This window comes from Pedobacter sp. Leaf250 (assembly GCF_920984735.1).
Taxonomy (GTDB): Bacteria; Bacteroidota; Bacteroidia; order Sphingobacteriales; family Sphingobacteriaceae; genus Pedobacter.
Window position 1 is genome coordinate 70,255 of sequence record NZ_CAKLBU010000005.1, and the last position, 23,715, is coordinate 93,969.

General features: G+C 37.4%; 15 protein-coding genes. 5 read left to right on the forward strand and 10 right to left on the reverse strand.

Going from position 1 to position 23,715, the window contains the following annotated elements; translation table 11 throughout:
- Positions 1-79 precede the first annotated feature (79 nt).
- From LUA91_RS05920 to LUA91_RS05930, 3 genes are all read left to right on the forward strand, one after another.
- The gene (locus LUA91_RS05920; RefSeq protein WP_231425094.1) at positions 80-2,830 is read left to right on the forward strand and encodes a DUF5695 domain-containing protein; all 2,751 of its coding nucleotides are present in this window, start codon (positions 80-82) and stop codon (positions 2,828-2,830) included.
- A gap of 65 nt (positions 2,831-2,895) precedes the next feature.
- Positions 2,896-3,324, forward strand: a complete 429-nt coding sequence (locus tag LUA91_RS05925) for an EamA family transporter (protein ID WP_231425095.1) — start codon at positions 2,896-2,898, stop codon at positions 3,322-3,324.
- A gap of 530 nt (positions 3,325-3,854) precedes the next feature.
- Positions 3,855-6,779: a DNA gyrase/topoisomerase IV subunit A gene (locus LUA91_RS05930; protein WP_231425096.1), complete on the forward strand. Its 2,925-nt coding sequence runs from the start codon at positions 3,855-3,857 to the stop codon at positions 6,777-6,779.
- Between the two features lie 79 nt (positions 6,780-6,858).
- Here the strand turns inward: LUA91_RS05930 and LUA91_RS20690 are convergent, their stop codons facing one another.
- The 7 genes from LUA91_RS20690 to LUA91_RS05965 all read right to left on the reverse strand — a co-directional run bounded on the left by LUA91_RS20690 (position 6,859) and on the right by LUA91_RS05965 (position 18,079).
- Complete coding sequence (locus LUA91_RS20690) at positions 6,859-9,066, reverse strand: tail fiber domain-containing protein (RefSeq protein ID WP_304622633.1); 2,208 nt, start codon at positions 9,064-9,066, stop codon at positions 6,859-6,861.
- 126 nt (positions 9,067-9,192) lie between these two features.
- Positions 9,193-12,156 (reverse strand): collagen-like protein, encoded by a 2,964-nt coding sequence (locus tag LUA91_RS05940; RefSeq protein WP_231425097.1) that lies wholly within the window; start codon positions 12,154-12,156, stop codon positions 9,193-9,195.
- Between the two features lie 33 nt (positions 12,157-12,189).
- Complete coding sequence (locus LUA91_RS05945; protein WP_231425098.1) at positions 12,190-12,534, reverse strand: hypothetical protein; 345 nt, start codon at positions 12,532-12,534, stop codon at positions 12,190-12,192.
- Positions 12,535-12,566: 32 nt separating this feature from the next.
- On the reverse strand, positions 12,567-13,709 hold the full coding sequence (porV, locus tag LUA91_RS05950; protein ID WP_231425099.1) for a type IX secretion system outer membrane channel protein PorV: 1,143 nt from the start codon (positions 13,707-13,709) through the stop codon (positions 12,567-12,569).
- 30 nt (positions 13,710-13,739) lie between these two features.
- The gene (locus LUA91_RS05955) at positions 13,740-14,231 is read right to left on the reverse strand and encodes a T9SS type A sorting domain-containing protein (RefSeq protein WP_231425100.1); all 492 of its coding nucleotides are present in this window, start codon (positions 14,229-14,231) and stop codon (positions 13,740-13,742) included.
- A gap of 184 nt (positions 14,232-14,415) precedes the next feature.
- Positions 14,416-15,066, reverse strand: coding sequence for a response regulator transcription factor (locus tag LUA91_RS05960; RefSeq protein WP_231425102.1), 651 nt, complete (start codon positions 15,064-15,066; stop codon positions 14,416-14,418).
- Entirely contained in the window at positions 15,056-18,079 is a 3,024-nt protein-coding gene (locus LUA91_RS05965; protein ID WP_231425104.1) for a two-component regulator propeller domain-containing protein, read from the reverse strand. Before LUA91_RS05965 ends, LUA91_RS05960 begins: the two co-directional genes overlap by 11 nt.
- Positions 18,080-18,499: 420 nt before the next feature.
- Between LUA91_RS05965 and pnuC the strand changes: the two genes are divergently transcribed.
- Positions 18,500-19,120: a nicotinamide riboside transporter PnuC gene (pnuC, locus tag LUA91_RS05970; RefSeq protein ID WP_231425105.1), complete on the forward strand. Its 621-nt coding sequence runs from the start codon at positions 18,500-18,502 to the stop codon at positions 19,118-19,120.
- Between the two features lie 35 nt (positions 19,121-19,155).
- On the forward strand, positions 19,156-20,244 hold the full coding sequence (locus tag LUA91_RS05975; protein WP_231425106.1) for an acyl-CoA dehydrogenase family protein: 1,089 nt from the start codon (positions 19,156-19,158) through the stop codon (positions 20,242-20,244).
- A 10-nt stretch (positions 20,245-20,254) separates the two neighbouring features.
- On the opposite strand, the gene LUA91_RS05980 is transcribed toward LUA91_RS05975, so the two are convergent.
- The 3 genes from LUA91_RS05980 to LUA91_RS05990 form a co-directional block, all read right to left on the reverse strand.
- Positions 20,255-21,589, reverse strand: coding sequence for a hypothetical protein (locus LUA91_RS05980; RefSeq protein WP_231425107.1), 1,335 nt, complete (start codon positions 21,587-21,589; stop codon positions 20,255-20,257).
- A gap of 58 nt (positions 21,590-21,647) precedes the next feature.
- Positions 21,648-22,691: a hypothetical protein gene (locus LUA91_RS05985; RefSeq protein WP_231425108.1), complete on the reverse strand. Its 1,044-nt coding sequence runs from the start codon at positions 22,689-22,691 to the stop codon at positions 21,648-21,650.
- Between the two features lie 98 nt (positions 22,692-22,789).
- Positions 22,790-23,671 (reverse strand): class I SAM-dependent methyltransferase, encoded by an 882-nt coding sequence (locus tag LUA91_RS05990; protein WP_231425109.1) that lies wholly within the window; start codon positions 23,669-23,671, stop codon positions 22,790-22,792.
- Positions 23,672-23,715 lie beyond the last annotated feature (44 nt).

The window sequence follows — 23,715 nt, forward strand, 5'->3', positions numbered from 1 at the left end:
TATTCCATTCTTTTTCGTTTTAATAGTGAAGTTTTTTGCTGAAGTTTGATCATTGTTTATCTCAACTTCGTCTAATCCCATGCATGCATCTCTATTTTTTTATCGTACCGTAAAAACAGTTGTATTTCTATTTCTAGTATATGGATGTTTTCCAGATGTAGTTTTTGCGCAATCTCCCTGGGTAAAGCTGGCAGGCAAGCCATCCACTTTAAATTTAAACAATGGATTTCTATCTTTTGATGTTGGCGGCTTTAATTTAAAACTCGTAAAATCATCACAAACGGTTGCAGGTCTTCAACCTAAGAATATAAAGGATTTTGATTTTATACCCAGTGATAGTTTAAAGGTTCGGAGCGCTGATGGATTGTATCACCTTGGGGATATTAACATCCGTTTAAGGATTGAAGGTAAAAACGCTTGGCAGAATTATAGCACCGCGGCAAAGCGTCAAGCAGTAAAATCATTACCCATAAAAGGCAGTGTATTGGCTGCGGCAGATCTATCAGCTACATTGCCAGCCGATATTCCATTACGAATCCATAGAATGTGGGAAATTTATAAGGGAAAGCTATCATTAAAGTTCGAGATCAGAAATAGCACTGAAAAAGATGTAGAAATTGGTGCGCTAGGTATCCCAATGATTTTTGATAATATTTTAGATGGGAGAACCCTTGAGCAGGCACACGCAAAAAATGTTTTTTACGATCCTTATATTGGAAATGATGCAGGTTACTTGCAAGTAACCAGATTGAGCGGACATGCACCCTCATTAATTGTTGCCCCAATAAATAAAACCCCATTCGAAGCCTACAACCCGCTAAATGATGATCCTACGCCAAGAGGAATTGCTTTTGAAGGATTTTATGAATGGATGGTTCACAGCAAAGCTTATGCAGAAAACGAATGGAAGTCAGCCGATCAGTGGAATACGCCTTCATTTGTAATATTAAAACCTGGTGAGGTAAAAATCTATGCGCTTCAATTCATCCTGTCTGGAACTGCACAAGATACAGAGCAAAAATTAATAGAAAATAATATTCCAGTAGCCATTTCCGCTCCAGGTTATGTATTGCCGCGAAATGTTGATTCGAAGTTGTTCCTTAAATATGCGAAGAAAGTTAAATCTATAAAATCCTATCCTAACGAGGCATTAAGTATTTCAACTTTGCCAAACACAAAAAATGGCTGGTACAGCTATGCGATAAAGGGGAATACGTGGGGTCGGGCAAAATTATCGATTACCTATACTGATGGATTAGAGCAAACTATTCAATACAAAATTATTGCACCAGAAAACGAAGTGATAGCCAACTATGGAAATTTTCTTACGTCCAAACAATGGTTTAATGATCGCAATGATGTTTTCAAACGATCGCCATCGCCAATTACTTACGATTATGAAAAGCAACAAAAAGTAACGCAAGACAATAGGGCCTGGATTGCTGGCTTAAGTGATGAAGGTGGAGCAGGTGCATGGTTAGGCGCTATGATGAAACAATTGGTGCAGCCCAATAAGTTGGAAATAGATAAATTGAAACAATTTATTGATACCGTTATGTTTGGCCAAATACAGCTTAAAGATGGACCTGAAAAGTATGGCGTAAAGAAAAGTTTGTTTTATTATGAACCAGATTCGATGCCTAAAAATACTTATTCAGCAGATCTTAATTTTAAAACTTGGTCGGCTTGGCCAAAAAAAGAAGCTGATAATTTGGGGCGATCATACAATTATCCACACGTAGCTGCTGCACATTGGGTAATGTATCGCCTGGCCAGAAACTATAAAGGATTGGCAGAAGCCTCTGCTTGGAAAGCGCATCTTATCAATGCCTATGAAACGGGTTTAGCAATGGTTAATCTAGCCCCTGAATATGCGCAATTCGGACAAATGGAGGGCACTGTTTTTTACTTGATCCTAAATGATTTAAAAAATGAAGGGTTGGTTGAGGAGACGAATAAGTTAGAGCTAGCTATGAAAAACCGGGCGAATCATTGGCGATCATTAGCCTATCCGTTTGGCAGCGAAATGCCATGGGATTCTACCGGGCAGGAAGAAGTTTATGTTTGGTCGACTTATTTTGGATATGAGGATAAAGCCAAAGTAACGCTCGATGCAATTTTAGCTTATATGCCAGTTGTGCCACATTGGGCATATAATGGCAATGCCCGTCGTTACTGGGATTTTTTATACGGTGGAAAACTGCAACGTATCGAACGCATGATTCATCATTATGGCTCTGGCTTAAATGCCATTCCGGTATTGATGGATTACCGCAAAAATCCTGATAACTTTTATTTGTTGCGAACAGGTTACGGCGGCTTATTAGGCACTATCTCTAATATTACTCAAGATGGTTTTGCACCTGCTGCATTTCATTCCTATCCATCCACTTTAAAAAATGATGGAATTAGTGGCGATTATGGATCAGGATTTTTTGGCTATGCCATTAATACGGCAACTTACCTAATCAAACACAAAGAGTTTGGATGGCTTGCTTTTGGAGGGAACATCATTACAAATAAAAATGTTGTCAATATAGATTTAACAACAGCTGCAAAATCAGCTATTTATCTAGCGCCAATAGGTTTATGGATCACACTTGATGCTGGTAAAATCCAGTCTGTTCAATACGATACGATCTCAGGAGACGTAAAATTAACCTTGCAAAAAACTGATGATTTTACGCAGTCAGCAACCATTAGGCTATCTCAACCTGCTAAAATTTCAGGAATACGAACCTATCAAATAAAAGGAAACCATATTAAAGAAAGAGGAGCTACATCAATCAAGCTTTCAAACCACGATACTACACAAATTGTAATTAACTAGCGGGGTATTGTGTTTTGTTACAATCCATTTGCCTTTTTAGCTGTTAACCTTTTAAAAAGATAACTATGTGGATTTTATGGGCGATTCTAGCGGCAATATCAGCAGCACTGGTAATTGTATTAACAAAAGCGGGTTTAAAAAATGTAGATTCGAGTTTAGCTTTTGCTATTCAGGCGGTATTGATTTTACTCATTACCTGGGGCGTTGTATTTTATCAAGGTAATTTTAGCGACTGGAAGGGGATAGAAAAAAATGCCTGGATATTTTTGCTTTCGGCAGGTGTATTTACATCTTTATCAACGCTATTTTCTTATAAAGCCTTATCTATGGGGCCAGCATCTTACGTGGCAACAATTGAACGGACCTCATTGGTTATCGCAATTGTGTTATCAATCATTTTTTTAAAAGAAAAAATTACCTGGCAAATTGTGGTAGGCGGTACGGTAATGATCGCAGGAGCAGTGTTGATCGCACTATCTGACCCAAGCGAATAATTTTGATACTGAAGAAATCTTGTAATAACGGCATTAAAAATCTCGGTTATTGAGTCTTCGATATATCTTTCAGAATATCTCGAAGAGCTAGGTTAGGTCTTAACCACCCCTCGCCCCTCCTAAATTGGGAGGGGAGTAGTTTCTGCTTTGGCAAAACTTGTTCATATTCAATGGGCTATTTGCTTTAAGCCCTATATCGTACAAACTCCATAATCTAAATTGTTTACCACGGTCCAAACTCCCCTCCTTATTTTCAAGGAGGGGTAAGGGGGTGGTTTGATTATCGCTAGTAGCAATACTCTTAGTTAAATAAACCTGATTGCAGCGGCATCCTTTTAGCCATAATTCTGAGCGTAGCGAAAGAATGGCTAAAAGATACAGCGGAAAGCAGGAACAAACTTTCAAATTATCATCTGCACCTGCTTTCTAAATTTTATTACAGCTATTTTCAACTGGTAAATGTGAATAACCTCTGTTTACACTGTGCAATCATTTTTATTATATTTACGGCTGCCAATTTCTGTAGATAAATGAGTGAAGAATTAGACCCAAACATAAACGAAGAACATAAACATACTATTACCCCAATAAACGGTTTATACGAAAATTGGTTCCTCGATTATGCGTCTTATGTAATTCTGGACCGAGCAGTTCCACATATTCATGATGGATTGAAGCCTGTTCAGCGTCGTATTATGCACTCGCTTAAAGAAATGGACGACGGACGTTTCAACAAAGCAGCAAATGTTATTGGCAATACGATGAAATACCATCCACATGGTGACGCCTCTATTGGCGATGCGATGGTGCAAATTGGTCAGAAAGATTTACTGATTGATATGCAGGGTAACTGGGGCGACCCCATTACCGGCGATAGTGCTGCGGCACCACGATACATCGAAGCCCGTTTATCGAAATTTGCAAACGAGGTGGTTTTCAATCCAGACACCACCGAATGGCAATTAAGTTACGATGGACGTAACAATGAACCGATTACTTTACCTGTTAAATTCCCATTGTTATTGGCACAAGGGGCAGAAGGTATTGCGGTGGGTTTGGCCACGAAAGTAATGCCGCATAATTTTATTGAGCTTTTAGATGCCTCAATTGAATGCTTAAAAGGCGTTAGGCCAAACATTTTACCCGACTTTTTTACGGGTGGAATGGCCGATTTTTCAAATTATAACGAGGGTCAGCGTGGTGGGAAAATCCGTGTTCGTGCTAAAATAACTGAGAAGGATAAAAAAACTTTGGTCATAACCGAAGTGCCATATAGTACAACAACCAGTTCCATCATCGATAGTATTTTGGCTGCCAATGATAAAGGCAAAATCAAAATTAAAAAGATTGAAGATAGCACCGCTGCACATGTAGAAATTATAGTGCATTTGGCACCAGGTATTTCACCTGATGTTACAATCGATGCACTCTATGCCTTTACCGCCTGCGAGGTTTCCATTTCTCCAAATACCTGTATCATTCAAGATGATAAACCACATTTTTTAAGTGTGAATGATATTTTGATTGAGAACACAAAGCACACCAAAAGTTTATTAAAAAGAGAATTGGAGATTCGCTTGCACGAGTTGCAGGAGAAAATTTTCTTCAGTTCACTACTTAAAATATTCATTCAGGAGGGAATGTACAAAAATCCTGAATATGAAAATTCTGCCAATTTCGATACCGTAGTAGAGGTTTTACATTTGTTATTCGATCCTTTTAAGCCATCACTTTATCGTGAAATTTTACCAGAAGATCTTAAAAAGCTAATCGATAAGCCGATGAGTAGCATCACCCGGTTTGATGTGAAAAAGGCCGATGAGCAGATGAAAAATCTGGAAGATGAAATTAAAGTGGTTAAAAATCACTTGAAACATTTAACAGATTATGCCATTGCATGGTTTCAAAAGCTAAAGGATAAATACAGCAAAGGCAGAGAGCGTAAAACTGAAATCCGATTGTTTGATAGGGTAGAGGCCTCGAAAGTGGCTTTGGCAAACGTAAAATTGTACATGAATCGTGAAGATGGTTTTATTGGTACAGGATTACGTAAAGATGAATTTATTGCCGATTGCTCGGATATTGATGAGGTAATTGTATTTCGTGAGGATGGAAAGTGTATGATTACCAAAGTAGCTGATAAAACATTTGTTGGCAAAGGTATTATTCATGCGCAGGTTTTTAAGAAAAACGACGAGCGTACCATTTACAATATGATTTATAAAGATGGTTCTTCCGGAACAGCTTACATTAAACGTTTTGCAGTTGTTGGCGTAACCCGCGATAAAGAATATGATCTTACCAAAGGATCGAAAGGCTCAAAAGTTTTATATTTCACGGCTAACCCTAATGGCGAGGCTGAAGTAATCAATGTTGCGCTTAAGCCACACTCTAAATTACGTAAGCTTCAGTTTGATCAGGATTTTGCTGAAGTGGCGATTAAAGGCCGTGGTTCGCAAGGGAACATTATTTCGAAATATCCGGTTAAGAAAATATTGCTGAAGAGTAAAGGTGTTTCAACCTTATCAGGATTAAAAATATGGTATGATGATTTGCTGAAACGTTTAAATGTTGATGGCAGAGGAAATTATCTGGGCGAATTTGATGGCGACGACCGTATTTTGCAGGTGCATAAAGATGGCTATTACGAATTAAGTTCTTTTGAGCTGAGTAATCACTTTGATGATGGCTTGATTTTAATTGATAAGTTTGATCCTGAAAAAGTTTTTGCTGCTGTACATTTTGATGGGAAAGCTCAAAATTATTTTATTAAAAGATTCATTTTCGAGTTGCAGTCTATCGGTAGAAAAACAATTTTCATCAGCGAAGAACAAAAATCGAAACTGATTTATTTAACGGCTAACCCAGCTGCAAAAATCATTATTGATATATTAAAGGGCAAAACGCAAGTGCCAGAAAAAATAGAATCAATACTTTTTGATTTAATTGATGTAAAAGGCTTGAAGGCAAATGGTAATCGTTTGTCGCCTCATGATGTTCAGCAAATTAGTTTTGAAGATTTTGATGTGGTTGAAGAGGATGATTATTCAGAACTAGATAATGTGATTGTAATTGATGAAGTTGAAGGTGAAGAACAGGCGGTTGCTACTAACGAAATTGCTACGGAAGAAATAGCTAATCGTGTTGCAGAAGTTGCTCCAGCAGAAAAGCCAAAACCAAAATTTGAACGTAAGCCAGATGTTGTAGATGCAGAAAAGCCAACAGTTGTGGAAAAACCTGTGACTCAAGAACCTACTGTAAAGAACGAAATCGTTGAAAAGAAAAGTGTAGAAAAACCAGTCGAGAAAGCTAAAACTGAACCTATTAAAGATTTGCCAATCGCAGAAGTAGAGAAACCAAAAGCAGAAGATAAGCCGCTTAAAAAAGTTGATTTTGAAATCACAAATCCTGATGATATCGAAATTGATGAAAAAGGACAGTTGGGTTTATTTTAATTATATCCCTGAGATAACAAACTAAAAACAGCTGCTTATTTAAAAATTAAGCGGCTGTTTTTGGTGAAAGTAAAATGAACTATTTACTCTTAGCTATTTCTGGCTTATTTTTTTTAGATTCAATATTAATCGCCTTTAGTTTTTCTGTTAAATCCTTATTCTCTAATTGTTTACTTAAAACTGTTTTTAACAAATTCCATTCTTCATTTAATTTTTTAACTTCCAAAAGTGCCATTGAAAGTTCTTGATTTTGGGTTTTTAGTTTTGAAATTTCTAATGATTGTTCGGCAGTTCTTTTCTCAAGGGCCTTCACCATAATCATTAAAACACCCTCCATATCTGCTTGGGCAATTGTAGTGTCACTGCCAATAGTACCATATTTATCTTTACCAAACGCGGCATAAAAATCTTGTGCCATTGGTCCGTAATGGCGATGATTGGATCCACGCTGAACTTTGTAGTTCCAAGATCCTAAACTCATTGGCCTCAATTTTAATAACATATCTTCTCCATTGGAAGTTACAAATCTTTCCTTTTTGGTTGAATCGGAAATAATATTCCAAGAATTATCACCTGGTGTTAAAGAAACACCCACATTCATATCATCATTTGTGAATAATCTAAAGCCTCCAGCATAACGAGCAGTGAATTGGTTCGCAGCAGATGAAGTGGTATAGGAAGATAAAGTGGCACTGAGACTAGAAGCATCAGACAATACTAAGGCTCCTTCATGTATCGCTCGCCCTCTGTAACCTATAGCAACTGAATAATCTTCTCGTGCTTCTAACCTATAGCCCAAAGCTACTGTTCCTTGGCCGTTTGCTATATTGGTATAACCTAAAGCTACCCCACAAAATCCACCAACATTATTGCTCGCTCCCACAGAAAAACCTGCAGTTCCAGTAACTGTTACTCCAGAACCAAATCCTACGCCAACTGTTGATGATACTTTAACTTGGTCGCCAAAAGCAACAGATCCATATCCGCTGGAAGTTACCTGATTTCCAAAAGCATAAGAATAGTCTTTAATATTTAAATCATCCCATTCCGTTGCAGCAGCATTACCAACTCGTAGTGCACCTTTTTTAGGATACCACATGAAACGAAGACCTGGTCCTTCTACTGGAATTGTGCCCATTGAATATTTACCAGGTAGTACAAGCCCTCCTGAATTATCGAATTTAGCTGTATTGATAGTATTGTTTATAGTAGTTTTAAGCGTTAAAGCACCATTATCTTCCAGTGTCAATCCATTTGTGCCATTATTAGTAATGGCTTGATTGCTCAATTTAATTGCAGTTGTAGCAGTATGGTTGCCAAAATCATCTCCCGCTCCACTATCAGGTTTCCAGTTTGTTCCATCAAATTTAAGTACCTGCCCTGCAGTTGGTGCAGTATTGGCTACCGCAATTGATTGAATTTTTGATACAACAGGATTCGGGTAATTTCCACTGAGGTCTCCACCAGCAGGTGATGCAGTAATGGATCCTGGAATACCCTGTGGTCCAACGGGCCCTGCAGGACCTGTAGCGCCGACCGGACCTTGTGGGCCAATAGCCCCTGGTATTCCAGGTATTCCGATTGGTCCCGCCGGGCCTGTTAATCCAATTGGTCCTTGTGTACCGGTAGCACCTGCTGATCCTGCTGGGCCCTGAATTCCAATTGGTCCTGCTGGCCCTGTTAATCCGATAGATCCTTGTGCACCGGTAGTGCCTGTCAATCCTATCGGTCCCTGAATACCAATTGGTCCGGTTGAGCCTGTTAATCCTATCGGTCCTTGTGCACCAGTTGTACCGGTTGCGCCAGCTGGCCCTGTTAATCCTATTGGACCTTGTGCGCCTGTTGGCCCAATCGGTCCGGCAGGCCCGGCAGGACCAGGTGTTCCATTTGCAGAATATAATGCATAAGGTACGCTCATTAATTGAGTGGTGCCTAAATCAGTGTAACTCCCACCTCCAATGGCTAATTCAACTTTCAGATACTGATTCGCATTTTGCCAGGGCACTCCAGCAAACGTTCCCTGAGCAGGTGTTCCTTTACCAATTTGTAAAGTAAAAAGTCCCAGTGCGTTTGTATTTAAATCGTGGTTTTCAAGATATTGTATAGTTCCATTTGTGCTTCCACTAAGAATGGATATCCGTACTCTTACATTTTGTTTAGCCAGAACTGTTCCATCATTATTTCGAGCAACTGCTTGATAATTTATTCCTGTGAGACCGCTTTGAGCAAATATTTTCCCTATGCATAAAAAGAATGTAATGGCGAGGATAAGCGTAAATTTTTTCATTTTGCTAAAATTTAGATAGATGGTAATTTTATTTTATAATTCTACGAACACTTAAAAACTAAACTGCTCAATTCAAAAAATGAACATGAAATAGGTGGTGCATTTTTGAATTGGTATCATTGATGGTTATTTGATACTGACCAATACTTTGATTTTACCAATCATATTCTGATCATAATCCTGAAGGGCCTTGCCTAAAACCTGACCAACTTTTACTTTGTTCAAATCGGCTTTCATGGCGACGCCATTTTTCGATGATGTAACCAACATATCGCCTCGTTTAATGGATCCGCCTTCTAAACAAACTTTGGTTGGAATAACGCCAATTACTCCCATTGGAACCTTATCCAAAAGCTCTGAATCGATATGTTCTTCAGTTAATAAAACCCCTGGTTTGGTTGCATAAACACCTGCTACCAAACTCGAATAAGCAGCATTTGATTTTTCTACAGCCCTATCCCTATCAACTGATATAATTAGAATATCGCCGGGTTCGAAATCTTTAACATCTCCAGATACATCAAAAGCTTCGGCCACATCGGCACCGCTGGCTTGAGTTCCTCCGTTAAAAAATCCTCTGCCTGTAACATCTATACGGGCAACATTTCCGCCTTTTATAAATACTGCAAGGTTTCCATTGCCATTAGTGGATACTTCTAATGTATTCGAATTATTTGCTGAGTTTACATTTTCGAAACGGGCAGCACGACCTGTACCTCCCGAAATACCTGCTTGACCTAATACACCAATACCGGCCTGGGTATTAAAGCCACGAACACCATAGCCAGCATTATCATTGCGGCCTACTACCGCACCAATACCTGATCCGCCCTGGCTTCTACCCACTATTGCTTCACCCGATGCATTATCGCCAATAACACCTGCAGCACTAATTGATGAGGTAATACCCCACACCGCATTGCCACCAGTTGATGTAGAAAATACCCCCGGGCCAACGCCGGCTTGAGATACACTTATTCCACGGGAAGAATTAGATGAATTGCTGAGATTAATATTAATGCCATTGCCAACACCATTTGTATTTACTTCTAAAGTATTTGAATTATTTGCTGCACTTACGTTTTCAAATCGTCCGGCTATACCTGTACCTCCCGAAATACCTGCCTGACCCAATACACCAATACCAGCTTTAGTGTTGAAGCCCCGAACGCCATAACCAGTTCCATCATTTCTACCAACAACGGCACCAACACCCGATGCACCGGAAGAAATTCCGACAACGGCTTCGCCAGTAGCATTTCTGCCAATAACGCCAGCACCTGATATGGTTTGTGTAATTCCTTCTAAAGCAGTTCCGCCTGCGGATGTAGCAAATACACCACGTCCAGTGCCTGTAATGTCTACATTAACACCATCAGATCCACTGCTTGAATTGGGTAAAGAAACTTCTATTCCGCGTCCGGTGCCTAATGTGCTAGTGGTGAGTGCAGCATTTGAATTTGCATTGTTGTTAATTATAATGTTTGCAGCAATTCCTGTATTGCTTGTGGCATATAGTCCAGTTCCTGAACTACTATTGGCAAAAACTCCTGTTCCTGCCCCTGAAGAATTTCCGTACACACCTAATCCTGTTGGAGTTACGCCATAAACGCCCCATCCACTTCCAGCTTGAGATCCCCAAACTCCAATGCCAAGACCGCCCGTTCCGTTGTTGATTCCCCTTACAGCAGAAGAAAATCCACCAGGTGTAGTTGAAGATATTGTACCTTTTACAGCCGCAATACTAGAGGTAGTTGATGATGTTGTCCCTTCAACAGCAGCTCCATCACCATTTGTAGAAGCACTAAGCACTGAATTTGCATTGGCACTATTCGTGATCAAAAATTCAGCAGGCGTACCTGTATTACTCGTACTGTATATTCCAGTTCCAGAAGAACTATTGCCGAATACACCATAACCAGCTCCTGTTGAATTTCCATATACGCCAATACCTGTTGGAGTTACGCCATATACGCCCCATCCACTTCCTGCCTGACTTCCCCATACGCCAATGCCCAATCCGCCCGTTCCATTATTGATGCCTCGAACCCCAGCCGAAAAACCACCTGGAGATGTGGAATTTATAATGCCTCGAAGTGGTGTTACGCTTGAAGTTGTGGTATTATTTACTGCTTCAATCGAGGTGCCATCGCCATTGTTAGCGATAGATAATAATGTACTTGGAGAATTCTCTACAGTTAGATAAGGTAATGTAAAACCGCCTGCCGCATCAGCAGCTGGTGCCCATCTGGTGCCATTAAATTTTAGCACTTGTCCGTTTAATGGTACGATAGCATCAACAGCAACATTTTGAATTCCTTTAACATTTGGATTAGGATAGTTGCCTCCTAAATCTCCGCCAGCAGCTCCAGTTAATGTTCCAGCTGGGCCTGCCAGACCTATTGGACCAGCGGGACCTGTTGCACCTACAGGTCCTTGAGATCCAGAAGCACCTGCTGGACCAACAGGCCCAATAGGCCCTTGCGTTCCGGTTGCTCCAATAGGACCAGCTGGACCTACGGCACCTGATACACCTGTTGCTCCTTGTGGACCTGTAGCACCAACCGGGCCAGCTGGACCAGTTAGACCTATGGGGCCTGAAGCACCTGTTAGTCCTTGTGGACCCATTGGACCTTGAGCACCAGTAGGTCCAATGGGTCCGGTAAGGCCTATTGGACCCGGATTACCACTTGCTGCATATAAAGCAAATGGAACGCTCATTAATTGTGTAGCGCCAAGATCTGTAAAACTTCCGCCACCAATGGCTAATTCAACTTTTAAGTATTGGTTTGCATTTTGCCAAGGTACACCAGCCAGTGTTCCTGTTGAAAGTGTACCACGTCCGATTTGCAAGGTGAAAAGACCTAAATTATTTGTAGTTAGATCGTGGTTTTCTAAATATTGTACATTTCCGGTTGCACTACCTCCTAATATTGAAATTCTTACCTTAACATTTTGTCTGGCAAGAACAGTTCCATCATTATTTCGAGCAACAGCCTGATAATTTATTCCGGTTAGGCCACTTTGTGCCCATACATTTCCAATAAATAGGGTTAGTGTTATGGCTAATAGATAAGTAAAATTTTTCATACTGATCATTATTAAAGAGTGATAATTAAATGCTTACTGTTTACCAGAGTCTAAATTTTGCATCGGTGGCATTTTAGTCTTTACCTCTTTTTTCTTTTCATTTATCAAAGTTGGCGATGCATTAAGTGATTGCTCCTTACTAATTGCTGGCATTTTGGTAGCTGAAATATCCTTTTTTCCCGCTTTTTGAATAATAGCAGGGTTTGACTGATCGGACGTTAAATTATTGCCAACTGTTGTTGCTGTAGGCTGAACCAATGCCTTTGCAAGTTTTACTTCCGTATTTTTTTGAACAGGCGTGCTGCTAGGTATTGATTGAGCGTTTGCATTTGCTACACTGAAAACAATCAGTAAAAGCAAGAATGATAATTCTTTCATTTCTTTGAATTTTTATGGTGGAGTGTTATAGATTAATCAATGGCGTAACTTAAAGTGAATTTTATTCCGTTTCTAAGTACATATCTTTTAGCTGTGGGCGCTATATAACTCATGTCGAATTGCACGGGTTTTAATTTTAGGCCTAAACCAAGTGCAAAGTGTTGCCTGTTGCCTTTTTCAGGATCTTCATAAAAATATCCAGTACGTACGAAAAATTGATTTTGATAAGAAAACTCTATACCTCCAGCAATGGTAAATTCTGATATTTCTTCTCGAAATCCTCCTGGAGCATCGAACAATGAGGTGAATAAAGCGCTTGGTACACTTCTGTTTGGATCTTTGCCTTTTTCTATTTCTGCTGTTGCCATTCCATTTGCATCCAATTTGTATCGGGGTGCTGTAGGTACCATCAATTTATTTATGTCTACTAAAAATGTAATGCTGTTTGATTGATTCTTAAGTATGGTATAGCCACCTCCAATGCGTAAGTTCATTGGTAAAAATGATTCTCCGGCAGATACCGATGAATATTTTAGTTTAGTTCCAATGTTGGTTAAACTAACACCCCAGGCATATCTTGAATTAGTTAAAGTTTTCTCAGAATAAATACTGATATCAGCCGAATATCCATTTACAGCATTTACCTCCATGCCATTAAACATTCCATTACCTAAGTCACTTCTAATGTATCGTGCTGCCAGCGCAATGGCTAAATCGTTCCCGAATTTTCTGGAATAGGTTCCATCAATAGCAAATTCGCTCGCTTGGTACTGTTGCAGCAATCCTCCAATATCATTTCTAAAATTGATGGTTCCCAAGTCAAAATATTTTAGCGAAAGTCCAATTACATCTTTATCGCTGAATTTATGATAAGCACTTAAGTTACCAAGATGCAGGTTTTTATCCACCTCACGCATCCACGGAACATAAGACACGCTTATACCGGTTTTATCAGCGAAAGAAAGCTTGGCGCCATTAACATAGTTTGAGTTTGCATCACTAATTAGTCCTGTACCAGCTTCTGCTACACCAGTATTTCGGGCATCCGGACTAATCAAAAGAAATGATGCTGCGGTAGTAACTGTGCGATATTGGTTTTGAACCTGAGCATTACCGTAAATTGCCGAACAAAGCAAGAGCAGCAAAACAGATGAGTTTTTGATAAGCGTTTTCATGGAAAGTATTTAAGAAGGTTGATTAGAATCTTATTGGATCACAAGCTTTTCAGAATAAGTTCTGAAATTGGCATAAAGTACTACGTGGTACATCCCCGAGGCCAGTCCATTCAGCGGAATAATGTATTCTACTTTGCCGGCTAAACTTGATACCGTACTGGAATGAACAATTTGTCCGGCGTTATTTACCAGATTGATCAGAACTTTGGTATCGCTAAATAAATCAAAATCTACTTTTGTTCTGCCAACAGCTGGGTTAGGATACACCCTCATATTGCCTACAGCAGGAACGATAATATTAGAAATGGTAAATTCAGGTTGTTGAAAACCTTGCGTTAATAAAATACCTGCAGTTTGTTGTGTGAGTATGGCTACTTCGCCTACCGTATACTGAACAAGCACATTGCCTACTTGTGCACTGCCGCCAGTGCTGGCTATTACATTACGGGTGAGTGTAGTTTGTGCCTTCGTTGTAAAAATAAAAATAGATAGAAATAGCAAAAGTAAAATTACCTTTTTCATAGAGCGTAAGAGTTTGATTAGTTAATTTGTATAAAATCAATTGCTGATCTTATTTTTTCCAATCACTATTTTCTCTATCTATTTTAAGAACTTTAAGAGGAGCGTTAATGATGGAACTATACAAATTGACATAAATCAATTTGTTAATTCAATACGCTTTTTACGGTATTTTTTGGGCTACAAATCACTCATAACCCAAAAACATTTTATTTTCAATGGCATATTTAACTAGTGATGCGGTATTATTTAAATCAAGCTTGTGGAATATGTTTTTTCTATGCGTATCCACGGTTCTCGTACTCAAAAAAAGAATATCGGCTATTTGTACATTTGTATTTCCCTCAACGATTAAATTTACAATTTCCATTTCCCTTGCCGATAGGGTATGCTTTGTTTTGGTTTTTTTATGTCGAAGGTTATTTAAAAACTCTTCTAAAATATCATTTAAGCTTTCTGAAACATAATATTTTCCATCCATTACGCAATCAATTGCCTTAAAAAGATGTTTATCATCAGTATCTTTGAAAAGAAATCCATTTGCACCAGCTTCTAACATATTGAGTACGCTACGTTTATCATTTAGCATGGATAAAACAATAACTTTTATTGTGGGGTAATCTGTTTTAATTATCTTGATGGTTTGATAACCATTTAACATTGGCATATTAATATCCAACAGAATGAGGTCTGGATTTTCATTGTGTAATAAATCAATCACCTCTATTCCATTGTTGGCAATCGCGATTACGCTAAAGTCTTTCCTCACTGCCAAAATGAGCTTTAGCCCATTAATCAATACTTTATGATCATCTGCTATTAAAATTTTAACTGCCATTTTTATATTTTAAAACTTGTTTCAAATTAATGGTAATGGTTACGGCAACCCCTTTTCCTGTTTGCGTATCAATAGCGAGATCAGCCTTTATTGCTTTAATATGTGCTTCGATATTATATAAGCCATAACCTCTCTTTACTAGCATAGAATCATAACCAATTCCGTCATCCTCATACAAAATAATTAATTTTTCATCTCTGTTGATAATGGCGATATAAATGTTTTTGGCTTCAGCATGTTTAATTGTATTGTTAATTAACTCCTGGCAAATGCGATAGAGCGAATATTGTTGTGTGCTTTTAAGTGCGATATTAAATCCTGCATGATCAAAATGGATGTTTATGATTTTCAGTTTGTTAATGTTTGCAATTAAATCTTCGAGCGCAGTTATTAATCCATGCTCATCAATTGTTTTAGGACTTAAATTTATCAGTGTAGATCGCAATACACTTACCGCTTGATCAATATATTCTGATGAAAGTTGGCGAAGTGCTCCGCTATCAATCATTTTATTAATATCGCCTGCCAATAGGTAGTGTTTTAGGGAAGATAAGCGAAGGCCAACATCATCATGAAGATCATCTGCAATTCGTTTCCTATCAGCTTTTTGAAAATTAATCATTTGGCGCAATTGTAGCACTTGCAGGTGTTTTATCCACCTTAAATAAATGATAAAGCCTATAATCGAAAAAATTACTAAGCTAAAAAAGCAAAGCGCCCAAAACCACCATTTTTGCCAGAACGGAGCATTAATAAAGATGGTTAGCTCGGTTTTTTTATTGCTAAAAACATCAGTTAAAACGAGTTTAAATTTTCCTGATGGCATGTTTGGGAAACGAATGCTGTTACTACCCAAAACACTAATCTTTTTGTCATCATAACCTATCATTTGATAAACAATTTTCCTTTGTTTTGGATTAATAAAATCCATCGGACTAAAAGCAATTGTAATGGTATTTTCGTTATGCCTGAGGTTTAGTTTTGATGTGGTTACAGGATTGCCGATAGAAGCATACATTTTATCGTTTATTAATATCGACGTAACTTGTGGTTTTGCAGAACTGGTATAAATATTGGCTTTTGAAGGATTGACGATGTTTATCCCGTTAATTCCTCCAAAATATAATAAGCCGCTGTTGCATGGTGATGCCGCATTTGGATTAAAAACCATGCTTTGCAAACCATCGGCAGTAACATAACGTATTTGATTTCGTTTTTTGGGCTCATAAAAATATAGGCCATGATTGGTGCCAAGCCATAAATTTTGGTTCTGATCGGCAAGTATTGAAGTGCAATTGGCATCCAGTAAAGCAGTTCGATCTAACGTTTTATTTACCACATTAAATTTAATTAGTCCAGAAGTGGTTCCAAGGTAAATGTTTTGATCAATAGTGATGTTTCCATTAATACCAAAAGGGCTTGGAGCCAGTTTCTTTTCTAAAATGAATCGATTGTTTTTTAATTTAGCCAGATAAATTGAAGTGTAATAAGTTTGAATTAATGCCTCATCGTTGTTAAAAGCAATAATTCTTTGAATATTGGGCCATGTAATCGAGTTGTTAAAACCCTTGTCCATTACGAATGAAAGTTCATTTTTATTAATGAAAAGCTTTGCAACACCATATTCAGTAGCGGCAAATAGATCGTTGTTGATTTTTAAAATTTGGTTGATTTGGACCTTACCATTTTGCTTTTCTGAAAACTTTAAGCTAAGCGGAAAAAATGCATCGATTTTATTGTCGTAAAGAAAAAAATGTCCGTCGGCAAGTTCTACCAATACATTTCCTTCATTTATTTCAACGAGTTTCGAAATGCCCATTTTTGCAAATTCATGCTTAATTGGTTTCCTTAAATCTGATTGATAAATTAACAAACCTCCATTTTTTGTGCCACACCAAAGCTGATTATTTTTAAGCTTTAACATGGCAACTACGTCATTATCAAATCCTATATAAGCATTATTCGATTTCTCTAAAAAACGTGTAAATATTACTTTATTTAAATTGGTATAGTCTAAGCCATGACCATCTATTCCAATAAATAGGTTTTGTTTTTGATCGATATAAATTCTTCTAATATAATTGCCCGAAAGACTCAATGAATTATCAGATTCATGGCTATACTCGGCGAAAAATTTTTTGGATATTAGATTAAATAAAAGCAAACCGTTGTTTCGAGTACCAATGAGTAACCAAGGTTGCTTAGGATATTTAGCAACCGCAGTTACTGAAATATTTTTGCTGGTTTTGCAATCGCTAAATACTTGATGGTTTTTCGTTTTTGGATTGAGGTGAACCAAGCCATTATCAGTTCCAAGCCACAGTGATGAATCAGACTCAATATGTACCGCTTCTACGTGGCTGTTTAATGCTTTGGAGCTACTGTTCATAAAGAATTCCTGAACATTTTTTTCTTTAATATCATCAGCTTTGTTGATATAAATTCCCTTCACCCCACGGCTTATAAACCAATTTAACTTCTGGTAAAATGGAATTGGAACAAATTGATAACCGTTAGAGTAAGTGGTAACATATTGGGTGGTTTTATCTTTATTGCGGTACTTGTAAATGTTTCCGGCGAGATAAACCCACAAATCCTTTTGCTGATCGATGTAAAATGGGAAGGAATAATAGTTATCGCTAAGGTTGGGGTTTTTAGTAAAACTATAACTGCTAAAACTATCCAACTGCCTGTTGTATTTAACCAGATTACTTTGTGAACCTATAATTAAATCACCGGCACTGTCTTCAATAATATTGGTAATGTAATTGCCAGGAAAGTTTTTAGTATTGTTTTTATTCTTGTAAGTATAGCAATTTGTACCATCAAAGCGGTTTAAGCCATTCTCAGTCCCAATCCACAAAAAGCCATTTTTATCAATATGTAAAGCTCTAATGGCGGGGTCGCTTAGTCCGTCTTCAAGCGTTATGTGTTTAAATAAGAGCGTAGGTTTTGTTTGTGAATAGCAGTTTAAGTCCCAAATAACAAGGGAAAAGATGCTGACATATATCATCAAATTTAATTTGGATAGAGCGTTTTTAAATCGCATATTAAATTATTTGATCGGTTTCTATTCTAAATATATAAAATAAAATACTATTTATGGATTAATAATCAGCTACTTGCCCTGAATTGGAATTTTATTATCAAACATGGAAAAAAATAAAACTATATTTGCCTTACTCAAAGGGGTGCTTTTTGATTTTGCAATTTCTTTTGCATTTAAAAGGCTGAGATTACACCCATTTTAAGTGGAAAGTAAAAAGTCCAAAGTCGAAAGTTCTAGCTTTCAACTTTAACACTAAACATTCAACTTAAATGCACCTGATTCGGATAATGCCGACGTAGGGAAGAGGTTAACCATCATGCTGTTTCGCCCTGAAAGCAGTTTTCAATTATTTTTTATTTGTCGGAAGACACAAAATTATTGTTAATGAATTTTCAAGAGTGGATTAGGCTTTTTCAAGAGCAAATTTTACACACCTCCTTAATTGAATGGATTGCTGTAGGTTTTGGTGTATCGGAGGTATTGCTGGCAAAGAGAAACAACATTTGGCTTTATCCAACAGGGATCATCTCTATTTTGCTTTCCATGTATTTGTTGTTAAATGTTAAACTTTATGCCGAAATGCTACTGAGTATTTACTATTTAATAATGAGTATTTATGGTTGGATCATTTGGAAAAAACGAAAAGTTGATGGTGAAAATCAAGTAGCATGGAGTACCAATAATCAATTACTTATAGCGGTTCTCATTTCAGTAATTGGCTTTTTTGTGTTTTATTTTGTTTTGAGAAATCATACTGATTCTGATGTTCCATTGCTCGATGCTTTTGTATCTTCTACAGCTTGGGCTGGAATGTGGCTTTTGGCAAAGCGTAAAATCGAAAATTGGATTTTCCTTAATATCTCAAATATTGTGGCCATTCCGCTACTGTTCCATAAAAAGCTGCCTTTAATGGCTTGCTTAACTATTTTCTTGTTCGTAGTTGCCATTTTTGGTTTTATCGATTGGAAGAAAATTATCGGTAAAAGGAGTTTGAGAACAACCTAATCCATTTGTTTAATTATTAAAAGTAGACCATCCTTATGGAAAATATTGTAACAGACACTTGGCAGGATAAGGTAAAGAGCTTTGCAGCTGCATCCGAACAGTTGGGCGAATTGCATCCAGAGATTTTAGAACTTGCTTATCAAGAGAATTGGTTTAAACTTTTTGTGCCTGAGGTTTATGGTGGCGCTGGAAAAAAACTTCCAGAAATATTGAGATTGGAAGAACAGCTTGCCGAAGCTGATGGAAGCTTAGGCTGGAACATTACTTTGTGTGCAGGAGCCGCTTGGTTTGCGGGTTTCTTAAATCCTGAATTGGCAAAAGAAGTATTTGCCAATCGTGAAGTTTGTTTTGCCGGTAGTGGAGCAGTTGGAGGAATAGCGGTAAAAACCGACTATGGTTATTTAATAAACGGCCATTGGAAATATGCTAGTGGTGCTTTGCATGCTACTATTTTTACCGCCAACTGTATGCTTAAAAATGCTGATGGGTCAGATATTTTAGATCCAGAGGGTAAACCAATAATCAAATCTTTTATTCTTAAAAAAGGTGAGGTAAAAATTTTAGCTGGATGGTCTTATTTTGGGTTAATTGCTACAGGTAGCCATGCTTTTGAAGTCGCTGATTTAGAAGTCCCGGCAAATAGAACATTTACAATTAATAGTAATATCGCAGTAGCCGATAAAGGATTTGACTATCCATTTTTGCAATTGGCGGAAACTACTTTGGCAGTAAATAGCCTGGGAATGGCCAAACATTTTATAGCACTTGTAGAAGAAGCTTTTACTACGCGTTCTGGCTTAAAGAGATATAATGAAAAACAGGTTTTATTTTTCCAAAGAGAATTGGAACAATGTAAAAACGAGGTTTTAGATTTAAGAAATCAATTTTATAAAACTTTTGATCAATCTTGGAATCAGCTGCTTGATCATGAAGAAATCGATGAAAATTTATTGACTGAAGTAAGCTTAATCAGTAGAAAACTCGCTCATGCATGCCGACGAGCGAGTGATACCTTATTTCCATATTGTGGACTTGAAGCCGCCAAAAAGGAGAGCGAAATTAACAGGGTTTGGAGAGATATCCATACGGCTAGTCAGCATGCCCTGTTGACTTTTATTGAATAAAGTTTGGTGTTTACAATGTTCTATCAATCATTTTTTTAAGTTGTGATTCAAAATAACGTGTATTAAGCCTATCCTTTTTTATAAGTCTTATCGCTATTTGTTCATTTTTAATTGCATCGGTATAGCTCCCAATTTTATATTGGAGTTGCGCTAAGGTATTGTAATAACTTCCAAAAGCATTAACTTCTATAGCCCTATTACACCAAGCAATCGCTTTATTAATGTAGCTGGTGTTTTTAGTGCCTGAATGATCAAATTTCATCGCGACAAATGCTAAATCATTTGAATATGATAATGAATGATTTTTTAAAATATTAGAAATGCTATCTTTATTTATATTAGAGCTATTACTGGATGAATATGCAATGAGTTTTTTTAATGAATCTGGCTTGATAATCATATATTGTCTATCATAATAAGGCGTAGCAAGCTTAAAATAATTAGATGTATCCTTAGTTTCGGAATAAAACCTTAACATTTCAGTTGCATAAGCACGAGAAGCTTTTTCGTAATCTTTATTCCAACTATATCTGCTAAAATTTGCAGCCGATTGTGCCATGCCTAGATCTTTTGTTCTTATGGCTTCGTTCATGGTATTCCTAATAATTCGACCATTTAAATCCAATCTTTTACTAATTGGTTCGTATTTAAATATACTATCAATAATAGCTTTGTTTAAATAAGCTAATTTTATCGCCTTACCGTTGGAGTAAGGGGATGCTTCCAAGATGTAGAGCACCGTTTGATAATCGTTAAAGTCTCTTACATTTAAATTGGTGGCGTAGCTGTCAATATATTTTGAATTATTGGTATAGCCCAAAGATTTTCTTTGATCAATAAGTTTACGAATAAGATTGTTATTCGTTTGATCGGATAAATAGACTTGCTCAAGATCGGCAATCGATTCTTTCTTATAAGCTTGATCAACTTCATCAAGCATTTTCATGTATGTAGGTTTATCTTTAATATATCCATAACTACGGAAATATAAATTCTTATTAGGACGGAAGAAAAGATATACTGGAAACGACTTAACTTCAATTTCTGAAGAAATTGTCTTAAGATTGCTGTCAGCACTATGAGTAGTGTAGTTAATGTAATTATTATTTAGGCGTTCTGTTAAATCTTCACTACGAATATTAGTATAAACTAAGCTTGGTTGATTATAATTTTTAACAAGATTTCCTTTTACCACCGCATGGTGAATTATCAACATCAGGGGCTTGTTTTGCTGTGCAGATGTTTCAAATGCAGCTTGTAATGTTCTGGCGGTCTTTATTCTTTGGCTATAACTTGTGAAATGAAAAGTTATCAAAATAACGAGCGTCAATAGAAGATTTTTCATGAGAAGCGATACATGATTTAAAGTAAAAGCCCGTAACAATAAGCTACGGGCTTTAATATTATTGATATTGAATGTAAATTGGTTTTGGCGTCAGTTTCAGCAACTCTTCTGGAGTCATTAATCTGTTTGGTGCTTTCTTTAAATCGTTTTTATAAAATAATTTGAAACCTGTAAACTGAACTGGCTCACTTTGAATGAAGTGCCTGTAAGTTCCTTTTTTCAATTCTGGTTCTCCCCATCCATCCATGTGCATAACCACTTGTACTTCAGGACGTAATTTAATGTTTTGTGAGTTGGTGACCATTTTTTTAGTGAAACGGTGCAAAACGAAAACCTTTGGAGGCAGGTTATATTTTTTAACCAAATCTGCTAAATAACCCGTTACATAGTTAATATCCGTCGCATCATAGGTTCCAATTCTTTTACCGGGAAGAGAACCATCTTTCATCGAAAACTCTGGATCGATACCTAAGTGTACATATGGCAATTGCAAATATTTCTCAATGTGAGGTAATTCAGCTTTAATTGTACTTAAAGCTACCTGAAGATCTAAAAATACAATCGTATTAGGCTGCATTTTAGAAATTTTCAAAACTGAATCGATCTGTTTATTGCCCATACGGTTGATGTATTTTCCGTCTTTACCAGCTGTACCACTTGCTACGGCTGCAATATAATGTAAACCAGGTTGAACAGGAGTGCTTGGATCGGCTTTTTCCCATTTTTTAACTTCGGTATTTAAGCGTTGCCACATTTCTTTAGGTGCATATTCACCAAGAGCGCCCATTTTTTTAGAGTGTAAATTTCCGTAATAAACCACAATGCGTTTAAAAGGTAGAATTGCCCCCGCCAATGGAGTTGGCTGATTTTTAACTGGCCACCTGCCTGTTGTGTCGCCATTAGCTAATTTTTTATCCAATGAATCGTACAGTTTTCTGTCAACAGGTTTCATGATGTTAACTGTAGTATCTGTTTTCTTTTTGGAAGTGTCGGTGCTTGAGCCTGTACCACTACCACCTTTACCATCTGCATTACAGTTGGCAAATAAGCTGATTGCGGCAAAACCAAGGATTAGAGTACCCGCTAATTGAGGAAATTTCATAGATATTATAAAGTATTAAAGTTTAGACAGTTTTTCCGAATCTGTTGTGCATGAAAGTAGGATGGAAAACGGATAGTTTAAAATAAAGTAATCAACATTTACACATTACAGAATTTGCCAAAAACCCCTAAAGGTAATTTAACACCTGCAGTAGCTTGCAAATAAAGTTCTCCGGTTTCTAAATTTTTAACGCTAGGGAATGATGTGCGAATCAAATTTTCTACAATTACGGAAGAAAATCCTAAAGAATAAGTATTTAAGATCAAAAAATGTTCTTTTTCATCTAAGAGCTGAACAACATCTTGCATCATTTCCTGAATGTGATCTTCTAGTTTCCACTTCTCGCCATTAGGCCCATGTCCATAAGCTGGTGGATCGAGAATAATTCCGTTGTATTTCTTGCCGCGTTTGAGCTCTTTCTTAACAAATTTCAATGCATCTTCTACCATCCAGCGGGTATTTTTTAATCCAGATAGTTCCTGATTTTCATTTGCCCAAGTTACCACCTGTTTAATCGAATCTACGTGGGTAGTTTCTGCACCAGCAGCATTTGCTATTAATGATGCAGCACCAGTATATGCAAAAAGGTTTAATACTTTTGGTTGTGGAGTTTTAAATTTTTTGATCGATGAAGAAATAAAATCCCAGTTTACAGCCTGCTCGGGGAAAACGCCAACATGTTTAAATGAAGTTAAACCCAAACGAAGTTTGATAGCCACCTCATTATTTTTATATTCTACATGCCAACGATCTGGAATGGCTTGATTTTTTTTAACCCACTCACCTGAAGTTGCAGAGCGACCTCTGAAAGTGATATTTGCCGTTTTTTTCCATTCCTGTTCTGATAATGTTTTTTTCCAAACGGCTTGTGGTTCAGGGCGAATTAATATTGCATTTCCAAAACGCTCTAGTTTTTCAAAATCCCCGCAATCAATCAGTTCATAATCTTTCCAATGAGTTGGGGCTAATAATTGTATCATGTGTTTTTTGTGTAGTACGTCATTGCGAGGCACGAAGCAATCTA

What these genes read in the sequence shown, in the direction of transcription:
- LUA91_RS05920 (WP_231425094.1), top strand. Translation starts at nt 80, where the DNA reads ATGCATGCATCTCTATTTTTTTATCGTACCGTAAAAACAGTTGTATTT.
- LUA91_RS05925 (WP_231425095.1), top strand. Translation starts at nt 2,896, where the DNA reads ATGTGGATTTTATGGGCGATTCTAGCGGCAATATCAGCAGCACTGGTA.
- LUA91_RS05930 (WP_231425096.1), top strand. Translation starts at nt 3,855, where the DNA reads ATGAGTGAAGAATTAGACCCAAACATAAACGAAGAACATAAACATACT.
- LUA91_RS20690 (WP_304622633.1), bottom strand. Translation starts at nt 9,066, where the DNA reads ATGAAAAAATTTACGCTTATCCTCGCCATTACATTCTTTTTATGCATA.
- LUA91_RS05940 (WP_231425097.1), bottom strand. Translation starts at nt 12,156, where the DNA reads ATGAAAAATTTTACTTATCTATTAGCCATAACACTAACCCTATTTATT.
- LUA91_RS05945 (WP_231425098.1), bottom strand. Translation starts at nt 12,534, where the DNA reads ATGAAAGAATTATCATTCTTGCTTTTACTGATTGTTTTCAGTGTAGCA.
- porV (WP_231425099.1), bottom strand. Translation starts at nt 13,709, where the DNA reads ATGAAAACGCTTATCAAAAACTCATCTGTTTTGCTGCTCTTGCTTTGT.
- LUA91_RS05955 (WP_231425100.1), bottom strand. Translation starts at nt 14,231, where the DNA reads ATGAAAAAGGTAATTTTACTTTTGCTATTTCTATCTATTTTTATTTTT.
- LUA91_RS05960 (WP_231425102.1), bottom strand. Translation starts at nt 15,066, where the DNA reads ATGGCAGTTAAAATTTTAATAGCAGATGATCATAAAGTATTGATTAAT.
- LUA91_RS05965 (WP_231425104.1), bottom strand. Translation starts at nt 18,079, where the DNA reads ATGATATATGTCAGCATCTTTTCCCTTGTTATTTGGGACTTAAACTGC.
- pnuC (WP_231425105.1), top strand. Translation starts at nt 18,500, where the DNA reads ATGAATTTTCAAGAGTGGATTAGGCTTTTTCAAGAGCAAATTTTACAC.
- LUA91_RS05975 (WP_231425106.1), top strand. Translation starts at nt 19,156, where the DNA reads ATGGAAAATATTGTAACAGACACTTGGCAGGATAAGGTAAAGAGCTTT.
- LUA91_RS05980 (WP_231425107.1), bottom strand. Translation starts at nt 21,589, where the DNA reads ATGAAAAATCTTCTATTGACGCTCGTTATTTTGATAACTTTTCATTTC.
- LUA91_RS05985 (WP_231425108.1), bottom strand. Translation starts at nt 22,691, where the DNA reads ATGAAATTTCCTCAATTAGCGGGTACTCTAATCCTTGGTTTTGCCGCA.
- LUA91_RS05990 (WP_231425109.1), bottom strand. Translation starts at nt 23,671, where the DNA reads ATGATACAATTATTAGCCCCAACTCATTGGAAAGATTATGAACTGATT.